This is a genomic window from Hymenobacter metallilatus (genome assembly GCF_003944705.1).
Taxonomy (GTDB): domain Bacteria; phylum Bacteroidota; class Bacteroidia; order Cytophagales; family Hymenobacteraceae; genus Hymenobacter; species Hymenobacter metallilatus.
Window position 1 is genome coordinate 375,419 of sequence record NZ_RWIS01000003.1, and the last position, 12,923, is coordinate 388,341.

Genomic DNA, 12,923 nt, shown 5'->3' on the forward strand with positions numbered 1-12,923 from the left:
GAAACCGGCTTTGCTGTTATTAGAAACGCGGAGAGCGGGTAGCTTAGGCTACGGTAGCCACTACGCGACGCTTCTCTTTGATACGAGCCGCTTTGCCCGACAGACCACGCAGGTAGAACAGACGGGCCCGGCGCACCTGGCCACGACGAATTACTTCAATCTTGTCGATGTTAGGCGACAGGAGCGGGAAAATCCGCTCGGTGCCAATCTGGTTCGAAATCTTACGAACAGTGAAGGTTTCGCCGTTCGAGCTGGTGTTCTTGCGCTGGATAACTACGCCCTGGAACTGCTGAATGCGCTCCTTGTTGCCCTCGCGGATTTTTACGTGGACATTGATGGTGTCACCGGCGGCAAACTTGGGGAAGCTGGCGCGGCGCTCCTGGGATTCCTGCTGGATAAAATCGAGTAGTACGCTCATGGCTGGAAAAACTGTGAAGGACGGCCGCGCCGCCCTGAAGGGTTTCGGGTAAAGAGGCGCAAATATAGCCCTCTGATTTGATGATTACAACTTCCGTTGTTATTGACTGAGTGACTGAGTGTCTGAGTAGTGCCTTTTTAATAGCTTCAGCCCAAAAAACACGCAGTTATTCAACTACTCAGTTACTCTAAAAGGTCCGGCCGCCGCTCCTGTGTGCGAGCCAGGGCCTGCTCATGGCGCCAGATATCAATTTTCGGAGTATTGCCCGAAAGCAGAATATCCGGTACCGCAAGGCCTCGCCATTCGGCCGGGCGGGTGTACACGGGGGGCGCCAGCAGGTTGTCCTGAAACGAGTCGCTCAGGGCCGACTCCTCGTTGCCCAGCACGCCGGGCAACAGCCGCACCACCGCGTCCACCAAAATGGCGGCCCCCAGCTCCCCTCCGCTCAGCACGTAGTCGCCTACGCTGATTTCGTGGGTGATGTAGGCCTGCCGGATTCGCTCATCCACGCCTTTGTAATGGCCGCACAGGATCAGCAGGTTTCCCGCCAACGATAACCGATTAACCAAGGGCTGCCGCAGCGTGTTGCCGTCGGGAGTCATATAGATAACCGCATCGTACGGTCGCTGCGCCATTAGCTCATCGAAACAGGCGGCAATAGGCTCCACACGCAGTACCATGCCGGCTCCGCCCCCAAACACATAGTCATCAATCTGACCGTGCTTATTGATGGCGTAGCGGCGCAGGTCGTGCAGCTGAATTTCGGCCAGGCCTTTCTCCTGGGCCCGCTTCACAATGGAATGGGCGAAGGGACTGACCAGCAAATCCGGCTGGCACGTTACAATGTCAATGCGCATAGTTCCCAAGCAGCCGATAAGCCTAAGGCGCTACAAATTCGTCGGGCTCATCCCGCTCCCGCGAAGCAGGCGTCAGATACACGTCAAGCAAGCCTTCAGGCAAGTTTACGTATAGCTTGCGCGCGTCTTCGTCGGCATGCGAAATCAACTCATCGGCCACTGGAATCAGTACTTCCTGACCCTTGTAGCGCATTGACAGCACGTCCTGCTGGGGCAACTCGTAGAACGTCTCTACAGTGCCCAACTCACCGAGCTGCTCATCCACCACCAGGAAGCCAATCACATCGTGAAAGTAAAACTGGTCGTCGGCCAGGTCCGGCAGCTCGGCTAGTGGGCGCCACAGCTTGGCATTCCGCAACGGCTCGGCTTCCTCTATCCGGTCAATACCTTTGAGCTTGAGCAGAGCCCGCTCACCACTCTGGGGCTGCAGTTTTTCCACGGCATACTCCGTGAGCTTGCCCGGGGCCGTGGGTAGTTCCAGCAGCACCGATTTCAGCTTCCGATACGGCTCCAGGTCATCCACATCGAAGGTGGCTACCACGAAGCCTTTCAGGCCGTGTGGCTTCACAATGGAACCCAGTTCGTAGCAGTCGTCGAGTGTCATGAGGTAGGAAGTGAAGAGGGGGAAACGTGCGAAGGTGATGGAGTGGAACAAGACAGCGGCGGGCAGAGCCGTCGACATCCTCGTTACCCCATCACCTTCTTACGTAAGCCAGAAACTATGCGCCGGCTTCCTCAGTGGTTTCAGCCGGAGCTTCTGCCTCGGTGGTTTCAGCTTCGGCGGCCGGAGCAGCAGCAGCCAGGGCGGCAGCCTGCTTGGCGCGCTGTGCTTCAGCGCGAGCTTCGTTTACCTTGGTTTCAGCGGCCAGACGCTGCTTGCGGGCTTCTTCCTTGGCGGTGCCCAGGCTGGTGCGCTTGCCTTCGATTTTGGCGTCCTTCTGCTCCTTCCAGTCGGTGTAGCGCTGGTCGGCGGTTTCCTGGGAAATAGCGCCTTTGATAACACCCAGTTGCAGGTGCTTACGGTACAGCACACCGCGGTAGGAGAGCATGGCGCGCACGGTATCCGTGGGCTGGGCACCTTTCATAATCCAGTCGAACGCCTTGTCACCATCAAAGTTGATGGTGGCGGGGTTGGTCTGGGGGTTGTAGGTGCCGATTTTTTCGATGAAGCGGCCGTCGCGGGGCGAGCGGGAGTCAGCAACAACGATGTCGAACATTGCGGCCTTCTTGCGGCCACGACGGGCGAGGCGGATTTTAACTGCCATAAACCGGTTTGGTTAAGTGACGCATCCCGTGCGTCTGGTTGAAAAATGAGGTGCAAAGGTAATCATAGATTCATCGGATTAAAAGGATTGCACCGTTTCAGCGCATCAGCCGGTCTAAAAGAGAAGGGTTTAAAGATAAAAAAAAGGCCATTTCTGCATAGAAATGGCCTTTTCACAAGAAAATATATCTGGGAGAACCTACGCCGCCATGGGTACATCCTGCTGCCACTTGCGCTTCACTTTCACCACGCCTATTTTATCGAGGGTCCAGATGAAAGCGTAGGTGGGGTCCAGCTCCCACTTCTTCACGCCGAAGTTGACGCGCATGGGCAGCTTGTGGTGGTTGTTCTGGAACAGCTCCCCGAAGGCCAAAAAGTCGAAGGGCAGGGTGTTTTTGCTATGGTCGTGGTTGTCGAAGTTCTGGTAGCCGTACTTGTGGCCGCCCCAGTTCACGATGGCGCCGTGGATGGGGCCCATCAGAAAGTGCAGGGGCAGCAGCAGGAACTGCCACCAGGCCGTGGCAAACTGCACGTAGAACAGCACGTATAGAGCGCCCCAGCCGATGCGGGAGTACCACTTGTCGCCCAGGTTTTCCACGGCTTCCCACACCGGGTAGTCGCCCTCAAACCGCTCAGCCAGCTCGTAGCGACGGTTCAGCACATCGTTGTAGATGTTTTTGGTCTTCCACATCATGCTGAACGCATTGGAAGAGTACAGCGGCGAATGGGGGTCCAGCTCGGTATCGGAGTAGGCGTGGTGCATGCGGTGCAGCAGCGCGTAAGCCCGGGGCGAGAGGAAGGAAGAACCCTGGCAGATGTAGGTGAACAGAAAGAAAAACCGCTCCCAGAATTTATTCATGGTGAACATTTTGTGGGCGGCGTAGCGGTGCAGGTAGAACGTCTGCGTGAAGAGCGACAGGTAATAGTGCGCTACGAAGAAAACGAGTATTGCCATTGGGGCAGAAGGATTAAGGGTCGGAACCGGAAACGGCGGGCACGTTTGAGGGCAGAAGCCCAAATTCCCTGCTAAAGTTCAAGCGCCGTTTCGCAAAACTACGGCCACCCCTCCCCCAAGTGCAATTCAGCTTCTAAAAAGGACAAAATGTTATTAGCGACGGGACATGAGCAGGGAAACCTGAGACGATGAAGCTGTTTAGGAAGTCTGGCAGAACCAATCAGAACGTCATGCTTCATCTGGTGTCCGCTTGTCGAAGCATCTCTACCGCTTCGTTGAACGGCTCAACGAAGCGGTAGAGATGCTTCGACAAGCGGACACCAGATGAAGCATGACGTTTTTTCGACTTTCTAAACAGCTTCGACAAAACAGCAGAAGTGAGACAGACGGACCGTTTGGCGAAGTCGTCTGTCTCACTTCTGCTGTTTCGTCGTCTCAGGTTTCCCTCTAATAATATGCCTCCGCCGCTTCCCAGTGGGCTATGTCGGGCAGGGGGGCTTTGAAGCACATAGCTTCTTTGGTTACGGGGTGCTGAAACTCCAGCTGGCGGGCGTGCAGGGCAATGCTCACGTCGGGCAAAGGGGCCAGGAAACCGTACTTCACGTCGCCCACGATGGGGGTGCCGAGGCCCGAGCTGAGCTGCACCCGAATCTGGTGGGGGCGGCCGGTAATGGGGTTCACCTGCAGCAGCCAGCGCGTGCCGGCCTGGCCCAGCACCTGGTAGTCCAGCTCCGATTTGAGGCCTTGGCCGTGGCGCTCGGTGTAGGCTTTAGTGGTGTTGCGAATGGGGTCTTTCACCAACCAGTGCGTGAGGTGGCCCTGGGTAGGGGCGGGACACTTACCGGTGAGGGCCCAGTAGGTTTTGTGCACCTTATTGTCGCGGAACAGCTCGTTGAGGCGGCTCAGGGCCTTGCTGGTTTTAGCCAGGGCCACCACCCCGCTCACAGGCCTATCCAGGCGGTGCGCTACGCCCACGAAGGCGGCACCGGGCTTTTTGTACTTGAAGCGCAGGTATTCCTCGGCCTTGGCTGAGAGGGGCTCGTCACCGGTTGCATCGCCTTGTACCAGCAGCCCGGCGGGCTTGTTGATGATGAGCAGATGGTTGTCTTCGAACAGGATTTCCCGTCCTTCAGCCCACAAATTTGGTCGGTTCACTCTGGGGAAAGAATTAAAAATTAAAAATTAAAAATTATGAATTGGCTGAATCCGAACGGTCAATTTGAGCGCATTAGGGAGCCAGTAGCGTAATTTTTAATTTTTAATTCCTCAATTTTTAATTGATTTAATACGCTTCTTCCGAAGTCGGGAAGTCGCGGGCTTTTACGTCCTGAATGTAGCGCTGCACGGCGTCGTGCATCAGGTCGCCCAGCTCGGCGTAGCGGCGCAGGAAGCGGGGCTTGAACTCCTTGGTGATGCCCAGCATATCGTGCACTACCAGCACCTGCCCGTCCACGTCGGGGCCGGCACCGATGCCGATTACGGGGATTGTGAGCTTCTCGGCTACCTGCTTGGCCAGGCTGGACGGAATTTTCTCCAGCACCAGGGCAAAGCAGCCGATTTCCTGCAGCAGCAGCGCGTCTTCCAGCAGTTTCTGCGCCTCCGCTTCTTCCTTGGCCCGCACGGTGTAGGTGCCAAATTTATAAATACTTTGCGGAGTAAGCCCCAGGTGGCCCATCACCGGAATGCCGGCCGTGAGGATGCGGGTGATGCTGTCCTTGATTTCGGCCCCGCCTTCCAGCTTGATGCCATGCCCGCCCGATTCCTTCATGATGCGAATGGCGGAGCGCAGGGCCTCGGAGGAGTTGCCCTGGTAGGAGCCAAAGGGCATATCCACCACCACAAAGGCCCGCTTCACGGCCCGCACTACGCTCTGGGCGTGGTAAATCATCTGGTCGAGGGTGATGGGGAGGGTGGTTTCGTGGCCGGCCATAACGTTGGAGGCCGAGTCGCCCACGAGCAGCACATCCACGCCCGCCCCGTCCAGAATTTGCGCCATCGAGAAGTCGTAGGCGGTGAGCATGGAAATTTTTTCGCCGCGCTGTTTCATGGCCAGCAACTGGTGCGTGGTCACGAGTTTGACTTCTTTATGCTGAGACATAGAGGTAGAGAAAAGAGAGGAAGAGAAACCGGAGGCATCGGCCTGGGGCAGGGCAAAAGTGCCTAATTTCTTTCAATCAGATGTCCCCTTGCCATTGGCAGGGTATACAGGCCGCCGCCGCCGTTAGTAGTTCAGGAACGTGCGGTTGCGGCTCAGCTTCAGGCTCTGGAGCAGGGTTGATTTGGCTGCAATGGTTACGAAGTAGCCCCGGGTGGCGCCGAAGGGCCGCCAGTTCCCGTTGATCTGCCAGCAATGCAGGTCCTTGGTGAAATCCAGGGAGGTAAAAGCGGGCGTGCGGTTGATGAAGTCGTAGTTGGTGCTGAAGCCGAAGCGGAAGGTTTCGGTGAGCTTCACTGAGCCGTTCAGGTTGAGCGTAGCGGCCGTGTAGGGCGACCGGCGGGGGCGGGAAGTCAGCTCCGGCAACGGGCCCTGGTTGGCGTAGGAGGCCGTGAAGCTGGTATTCAGCTCCCAGGGAATCGAGAAATCCACGTAATCCTCGTACGGATTTATCATGCGCGGGGAGCCGAGCTGCGGGTCGTTTACCGGGGCCGCATCCCGCTGAATTGTTGATTTTTTGGTGCCCTGCGCCGGATTGAACTGGTAGGACAGAGAAGCATTGGCGGTGCTGAGGCGGGCCAGCCGGATGCGGGAAGTGGAGGGTTGGTCCTGCCACAAAAACCGGTCTTTCAGCGTACCGGTGGAGTCGCGCTGGTAAAACTCGAAGTTGGCGTTGAGCGTGACGTTGAGCTTGCGGGCCACCTGCGTGCGGAACGTTGAGGACAATGGCGCCAGTTTCAGCCGGTCGGCCGCAAAGTTGTAGCCGGTGCTGAAATCTAGCCCGTCAATCAGGCTCACCTTGTTGAAGGGCGTGTTGCCGGTGGTGTCGTTGGAGTTGCGCACCTTCATTTCCACGGCGTTCTGCAGCGAGAAGCTCAGCTGGCTGACGCGCGTGGCCGTGGGGTAGCCGTAGAGGAACCCGTTGTACTGGGGCAGCAGAAAGCCTTGGTTGTCGATGTAAGTTTGACCTTCCTCATATAGGCGGCCGGTGGCGGGGTCGCGCAGGCCGGGGGTAGCAATCCGCTCCAGCCCCGAGTTCCGGGCCGAGCTGGTGGGCGTGTAGTTGTAGTTCAGGCTGGGCGTGATTTTGTGGCGCAGCGCCTGAATCTTGTGGGTGCCCTTGCGTACAATGGTCCCGTAGAGGTTGGTGCTCATGCTGGCCCCATATGATACGGCGCTGAGACGGTTGAAGCTGGCCGTGGTATCCACCCGAATGGCTTTGGCCGTTTCGTTATAGGAGTAGTCCAGCCGCTTGAAATACCAGATTTCGTTGTAGGTGACAGTAGGACTGAAATTGAGGTGGGCAAAATTGAAGCTGCCCAGCGTAATACCGAAATTATGGCGCATACCGGTTTGGGAGTTGCGCAGCAGCTTGCTGAGGTTGCCCAGCTTCACGGGCATAATCAGGGCCGTGTTGGAGCCGCCCAGCAGCGGAATGGCGCCGCCGTTAATCTGGCGGGCAGCAATATTATTGGACAGCTTGTTCTGGAAGGTCAGGTCGTAGGAAAAGGCCAGCTGCTCGTAGGCCTTGCGGGGCTGAATCTTCAGAATATCATACACGTACTGCCGGGCCAGCTGCGCCGATACGTCGGGCAGGGTGAAATCCATGGTGCCCGTTTGGGTGTTCTGGCTCTGGCTCAGGTTTACGCTGTAGTTGATGGGCGCGTACCGCAGCTGCTTGGAGTAGGTAACCGTGGACTGGAAGGCCGACGACAGGTAGTTCCGCACGTTGTAGGAGTTTTGGCGGAAGTAATTGTTGCTGCTCACGTTCACGTTGGCCGAAAACCGGCCGCCATTGGGGCGGGGTACGGGTGTGTGCGTCCACATCAGGGCAAAAGTTTGCTGAGAGCGGGGTACGTTGTAGGTGGGGTTGGTATTGGCATCTGTAGTACCCAGCAACCGCTCGGTGGGCTGGGAACTGTAGTTGAAAGTGAACAGGCCCTGGTAGCGGTAGCGGGTGATATACTGCATTTCCGCCGTACCGCGCCAGCCCCCAAACCGGTCGGCGTTGCCCGAGTAAATATCCCCGGTGAGGCGCACCCCAATGTGCTCATTGGCGGCCCAGTAGTAGCCTCCGTTGCGCAGGAAAAAGCCCCGGTCGGCGGCCTGCCCGAAGGTTGGAATAATCAGGCCCGAGGAGCGGCGCTTGTTTTTGGGCGAGGGGAAATACCCGAACAGAAAGCCCAGCGGCGTGGGTATATCCCCGATAACCAGGTTGAAGGGTCCCGTCACCACGCTCTGGCCCGGTATCACCTTCATCTTGGAGGCGTTGATGTAGAAGTGCGGGTGCTCGAGGTTGCAGGTAGTGTAGCGCCCGTGCACCCCGAACATTTCGTTCAGCTGGTTTTTTTTGATGGTTTCGGCGTGGATGTAGCCTTCGCCTTGCTGGGTTACCACGTCGGTAATGCGGCCCCGCTTGCTTTTGATGTTGTAGTCGATGCGGCCGGCCTGGTAGGTTTCGGCGCCCTGCTTGAACACGGGGCGGTCCTGCACGCGGCCGGTAGTATCCTTGGCTCCCTCGGCCGTTACCAGGTTTTTGCTGTAATCCACCGTAATCAGGGCGGCTTTCAGGTTCATCTCCCCATAATCCACGCTGGCCTTGTCGTAGAGAATGGCGCGCTTATTCTGCACCTCAAACCGGATGGAGTCCTGGGCCTTGTATTTCACGGTGCTTTCCACCGCGCCCTTGCGGCCCCCGGCCGCCACCCGCACCGAGTCGGGCGTGCCCGACACCAGGCCCGTAGTGTCGCGCACGGGCCCGGCGGGGGGCGGGTTCAGGATTTTGGGGGCCGTGGTTCGCACGTCGGCGGGTACGTTGGTAGTACCCGGGCGCTGCTGGGCGGCAGCCGGCAAGCCCAGGCTCAGCACCAGCGCAAGCAGGCCGGTAAGCCGCAGCAGCGGCCCGAACACACGCAATACAGAAAGGAACACAGGCGCGAATGAGGCCACGTAGTTTTTATCGTTTATTTTGTGGCGGTTTGCAAAGGTAGCGGGTCGCTGCCCCAACTAACGAACTCCGTGCGGAATATTGTCGCTCTGGGCACGGCGGCCCTGTTTTCCCTCGCCGGATTTGCTTTTCCTCAGAATTCGGAGCCGGTGGCGGGGCCGTTGCCGGCGCGGTATCGGCTGCGGACGGTGGTGCTCGATGCGGGGCATGGAGGAAAGGATAGAGGCTGCGCCGGCGTGAAAGCCCGCGAGGCTGATGTAGCGCTAAAAATAATTTTGGCCCTGGGCCGGCAGATAGAAGAGAACATGCCGGACGTAAAGGTTGTATACACCCGCAAAACTGACGTATTTGTGGAGCTGGCCGACCGGGCGGGCATTGCCAATAAGAACAACGCCGACCTGTTTATTTCGGTACACTGCAACGCCTCAGCCGCCTCGGCCAACGGGACCGAAGTGTGGACCATGGGGCCGCACAAAACCGATGCCAACCTGACCGTAGCCAAGCGCGAAAACTCGGTAATTCTGCAGGAAGACAATTACAAGGAGCGTTACAATGGCTTCGACCCCACTTCCCCCCAGAGTCATATTCTGTTTTCGCTTTACCAGAGTGCCCACATTGTAAACAGCATCCGGTTTGCCCAGAAAGTGGACCGGCAGTTTCGTACTACCGTGGGCCGGCCTTCCCGGGGCGTGAAGCAGGCGGGCTTTCTGGTGCTCTGGAAATCAACCATGCCGGCTGTGCTTATTGAGTCAGGCTTTCTTACGAACCGGCAGGAAGAACTGTATCTGAACGATAAGACCAATCAGACGTATATGGCCTCGGGTATTTACCGGGCCTTCCGCGACTATAAAAACGAGCTGGAAGCCACCTCGGGCGAATAATCCCCGCCGGGCATTGCAACCCGGCTCTGGCTTCCTGACTCTCCCTCCAACCAACCGCAGACCACCGTGTCGAAAGAAATTAAAGTAGCCCTGCTGGGTATTGTGGCCATTGCCCTGCTCGTTGTGGGCTTCAACTTCCTGAAAGGAAGCAACCTGCTATCTTCCGACCGGACCTACTACGCCAAGTACGACAACGTAGACGGCCTGAACGTGGGCAACCCGGTGGTGCTGAACGGCATCAAGGTGGGCCAGGTAAAGGAAATGACGCTGGTGCCTGAGGAAGGTAACCGCGTGAAAGTGGCCCTGGAGCTGCAAAAAGGTGTTACCGTCGGCGACTCTACGGTAGCCTCGCTGAGCGGCTCCCTGCTGGGCTCCAAAACCATTACCCTGTTTCTGGGCAAGGACAGCAAGGTGTACGACGGGGGCGAGGAGCTGAAATCCTACACCGTGGCCAGCATTACCGATGCCTTTCAGGCCAAGGCCCTGCCCGTGCTCGGCACCGTCGACTCCACCCTGATTAAGGTGAACGGCTTCCTGAATAAGGATGCCAAAGTAAGCCTGCAGGCTACCCTGCTCAACGCCCAGGGCAGTACCGAGGCCCTGAAAAACCTGCTGCTGATGAACCAGCGCAACATCAACCAGATTACCACCAACATGGCCCGCCTGACCGCAGAGCTGAATAAAACCAGCGCTAAATTCGACCGGATTGCCAGCAACTTCTCCACGCTCAGCGACTCACTGAAAAATGCTCCGGTGGGCCCGGCCATGCGCAAGCTCAACGCTACCATGACAGAAGCCCAGGGAACCATGACCACGCTCAACCGCTCTTTGTCGGATCAGAAAGGCTCATTGGGCAAGCTCATCAGTGACTCTACGCTGTACAACAACCTCAACGCCACGGCCGCCAGCTCTAATGCCTTGCTGCAGGACCTGAAAGCTAACCCCAAGAACTACGTGCACTTCTCGGTGTTTGGGGGGGGGGGCAAGGCCAAGAAAGAAACAGAAACCACCACCGTGAAACCCAACGGTACTACCACTGAAACCGAAGTGAAAACGACGGTAAAGTAGGTGTCGGCCACAAACGGCAATCCTCTTACCTTTGAATCCGCCCCGTGAGGGGCGGATTTTTTTGTTCTGCCCAAAGGTGAAATAGTGAGATGGTGAAAAGGTGGGCTTGCTGTGCTGATGACTTACGCGGGGCGAATGGCCCGGCACAAGTTGCCGAAACGGCAAACTCACCCTTTCACCATCTCACTATTTCACTGCTCCCACCCATTCCCACCCCAATGAACCTCGAATTCAACAAGAACGAAGACAGCATCAAGCAACTTAACTTTCAGCTGAAAAAACGGCTGGAAAAAGTGCAGCTCGGCGGCGGCGAGAAGCGCATTGCCGCCCACAAAGCCAAGGGCAAGCTCACCGCCCGGGAGCGGATAGAGTATCTGCTCGATACAGGCGCGGAAACCGTGGAAATCGGGGCGTTTGCCGGGGAGGGCATGTACAAGGAAGAAGGAGGCTGCCCCTCGGGCGGCGTGGTGGTGGTAATTGGCTGGGTGCAGGGCCGGCAGTGCGTGGTAGTAGCCAACGACGCCACTGTAAAGGCCGGGGCCTGGTTCCCGATTACGGCCAAAAAGAACCTGCGGGCCCAGGAAATCAGCATCGAAAACAAGCTGCCCATTATCTACCTCGTCGATTCGGCGGGCGTGTACCTGCCCATGCAGGACGAAATCTTCCCCGATAAGGAGCACTTCGGCCGCATCTTCCGCAACAACGCCGTAATGAGCAGCATGGGTATCGTGCAGCTGGCCGCCATCATGGGCCCCTGCGTGGCTGGTGGGGCTTACCTGCCTATTATGTCCGACGAGGCCATGATTGTGGACGGTACCGGCTCGGTATTTCTGGCGGGCTCCTACCTGGTGAAGTCGGCCATTGGGGAAAGCATTGACAATGAGACGCTGGGCGGGGCCACCACGCACTCCGAAATTTCGGGTGTGACGGACTACAAGTTTGCCAACGACGAGGAGTGCCTCGACCACATCCGCAACATCTTCGATAAGATGGGCGGGCAGGCTACAGCTGGCTTCTCGCGCAAAGCGCCCCTGGCTCCGGCCCAGGACGAGAAGGAAATCTACGGTCTGCTGCCCGCCGACCGCGCCAAGCCCTACGACATGATGGACATCATCAACCGCTTGGTGGACAACTCGGAGTTTGAGCCTTATAAGGATCTTTATGGTCAGAGCCTGATTTGCGGGCTGGCGCGCATTGATGGCTGGGCCGTGGGCATCGTGGCCAACCAGCGCAAAATCGTGAAGACCAAGAAGGGCGCCATGCAGATGGGCGGTGTTATCTATTCCGACTCGGCCGACAAGGCCGCGCGCTTCATCATGAACTGCAACCAGAAGAAGATTCCGCTGGTGTTCCTGCACGATGTGTCGGGCTTCATGGTGGGCTCCCAATCAGAGCACGGCGGCATCATCAAGGATGGAGCCAAGATGGTGAATGCCATGGCCAACTCCGTGGTGCCGAAGTTTTCGGTGATTGTGGGCAACAGCTACGGGGCCGGCAACTACGCCATGTGCGGCAAAGCCTACGACCCCCGCCTGATTGTGGCCTGGCCCACTGCCCAGCTGGCCGTGATGAGCGGGGCCGCCGCCGCCAACACGCTCCTCCAAATTCAGGTAGCCGCCGCCGAGGGCAAGGGCGAAAAGCTGACGGACGAGGCCAAAAAGGAAATGTTCGACAACATCAAGGCCCGCTACGACGAGCAGCTCTCGCCCTACTACGCCGCCGCCCGCCTCTGGGTGGATGCCATCATCGACCCGCTGGAAACCCGCAGAGTCATTTCCCAGGGCATTTCAATGGCCAACCACGCGCCGATTGAAAAGGCGTATAATGTGGGTGTGATTCAGGTGTGATGACGATTCTGCTTGAAAATCCTCCTCAGTTCCGGTGGCAGACGGATATGGATAACCTATTGCCCGCTATTAGGCAGCAGGTTGAAGAACTGAACTGGGTTATTTCTAATCTGCAATGTTGGCACCTCAAGGACTTTGTGCCAACAGTTGCTGACTGGGAGAAACAGCAGGAAAACTCATATATCGTCATACCTGGGAAGATTCTGTATGACGTTATGGTCAATCAAGGCATTCAGATAGTATGGGGTGTTTTCTGTGGTATAGCAGGCGAAGTACCTGAACTGTCTTTTGATGAAATACCGTACGCCGACGGAAATCGGGAGCTATGGACTGAGCCGGAATCATTGCAGTTAGCTGCTGCTGCGTTAGAAATCGTGTGCTTCGACAGCAGTGTGACCATTGTAAAGTTTAGGAATGAGGAATTAGGATGTCAGTTTTTAGATGCATTTCCGGATGGGCAAGTTCTGCGAACCACTGCAGTTGAATAGGGGTTTTGAAAGGCCTCTATTTATTAGCCGGCTGCAATAGCGT

12 protein-coding genes are annotated in these 12,923 nt (G+C 57.3%); 4 read left to right on the forward strand and 8 right to left on the reverse strand.

Going from position 1 to position 12,923, the window contains the following annotated elements:
- Nucleotides 1-43 precede the first annotated feature (43 nt).
- The 8 genes from rplS to EI290_RS07185 all read right to left on the reverse strand — a co-directional run bounded on the left by rplS (nucleotide 44) and on the right by EI290_RS07185 (nucleotide 8,580).
- Nucleotides 44-418, reverse strand: coding sequence for a 50S ribosomal protein L19 (gene rplS / locus EI290_RS07150; RefSeq protein ID WP_125428146.1), 375 nt, complete (start codon nucleotides 416-418; stop codon nucleotides 44-46).
- A 182-nt stretch (nucleotides 419-600) separates the two neighbouring features.
- Nucleotides 601-1,275, reverse strand: a complete 675-nt coding sequence (gene trmD / locus EI290_RS07155; protein WP_125428148.1) for a tRNA (guanosine(37)-N1)-methyltransferase TrmD — start codon at nucleotides 1,273-1,275, stop codon at nucleotides 601-603.
- A 22-nt stretch (nucleotides 1,276-1,297) separates the two neighbouring features.
- The gene (gene rimM, locus EI290_RS07160; RefSeq protein WP_125428150.1) at nucleotides 1,298-1,879 is read right to left on the reverse strand and encodes a ribosome maturation factor RimM; all 582 of its coding nucleotides are present in this window, start codon (nucleotides 1,877-1,879) and stop codon (nucleotides 1,298-1,300) included.
- A 115-nt stretch (nucleotides 1,880-1,994) separates the two neighbouring features.
- On the reverse strand, nucleotides 1,995-2,540 hold the full coding sequence (locus EI290_RS07165) for a 30S ribosomal protein S16 (protein WP_125428151.1): 546 nt from the start codon (nucleotides 2,538-2,540) through the stop codon (nucleotides 1,995-1,997).
- 198 nt (nucleotides 2,541-2,738) lie between these two features.
- Nucleotides 2,739-3,494, reverse strand: a complete 756-nt coding sequence (locus tag EI290_RS07170) for an acyl-CoA desaturase (protein WP_125428153.1) — start codon at nucleotides 3,492-3,494, stop codon at nucleotides 2,739-2,741.
- A 447-nt stretch (nucleotides 3,495-3,941) separates the two neighbouring features.
- Nucleotides 3,942-4,649 carry an RluA family pseudouridine synthase gene (locus EI290_RS07175; RefSeq protein WP_125428155.1) on the reverse strand — a complete coding sequence of 236 codons (708 nt, stop codon included), beginning with the start codon at nucleotides 4,647-4,649 and terminating at the stop codon, nucleotides 3,942-3,944.
- A 127-nt stretch (nucleotides 4,650-4,776) separates the two neighbouring features.
- Nucleotides 4,777-5,592, reverse strand: a complete 816-nt coding sequence (gene panB, locus EI290_RS07180; RefSeq protein ID WP_125428157.1) for a 3-methyl-2-oxobutanoate hydroxymethyltransferase — start codon at nucleotides 5,590-5,592, stop codon at nucleotides 4,777-4,779.
- A gap of 123 nt (nucleotides 5,593-5,715) precedes the next feature.
- Nucleotides 5,716-8,580 carry a putative LPS assembly protein LptD gene (locus tag EI290_RS07185; protein ID WP_125428159.1) on the reverse strand — a complete coding sequence of 955 codons (2,865 nt, stop codon included), beginning with the start codon at nucleotides 8,578-8,580 and terminating at the stop codon, nucleotides 5,716-5,718.
- A gap of 87 nt (nucleotides 8,581-8,667) precedes the next feature.
- On the opposite strand from EI290_RS07185, the gene EI290_RS07190 reads away from it, so the two are divergent.
- The 4 genes from EI290_RS07190 to EI290_RS07205 all read left to right on the forward strand — a co-directional run bounded on the left by EI290_RS07190 (nucleotide 8,668) and on the right by EI290_RS07205 (nucleotide 12,880).
- Nucleotides 8,668-9,477 (forward strand): N-acetylmuramoyl-L-alanine amidase family protein, encoded by an 810-nt coding sequence (locus tag EI290_RS07190; RefSeq protein ID WP_394343524.1) that lies wholly within the window; start codon nucleotides 8,668-8,670, stop codon nucleotides 9,475-9,477.
- A gap of 66 nt (nucleotides 9,478-9,543) precedes the next feature.
- Nucleotides 9,544-10,545: an MlaD family protein gene (locus tag EI290_RS07195; protein WP_185816882.1), complete on the forward strand. Its 1,002-nt coding sequence runs from the start codon at nucleotides 9,544-9,546 to the stop codon at nucleotides 10,543-10,545.
- 218 nt (nucleotides 10,546-10,763) lie between these two features.
- Complete coding sequence (locus EI290_RS07200; RefSeq protein WP_125428163.1) at nucleotides 10,764-12,392, forward strand: acyl-CoA carboxylase subunit beta; 1,629 nt, start codon at nucleotides 10,764-10,766, stop codon at nucleotides 12,390-12,392.
- Nucleotides 12,392-12,880 carry a hypothetical protein gene (locus tag EI290_RS07205; protein WP_125428165.1) on the forward strand — a complete coding sequence of 163 codons (489 nt, stop codon included), beginning with the start codon at nucleotides 12,392-12,394 and terminating at the stop codon, nucleotides 12,878-12,880. Before EI290_RS07200 ends, EI290_RS07205 begins: the two co-directional genes overlap by 1 nt.
- The last annotated feature ends 43 nt before the right edge of the window (nucleotides 12,881-12,923 follow it).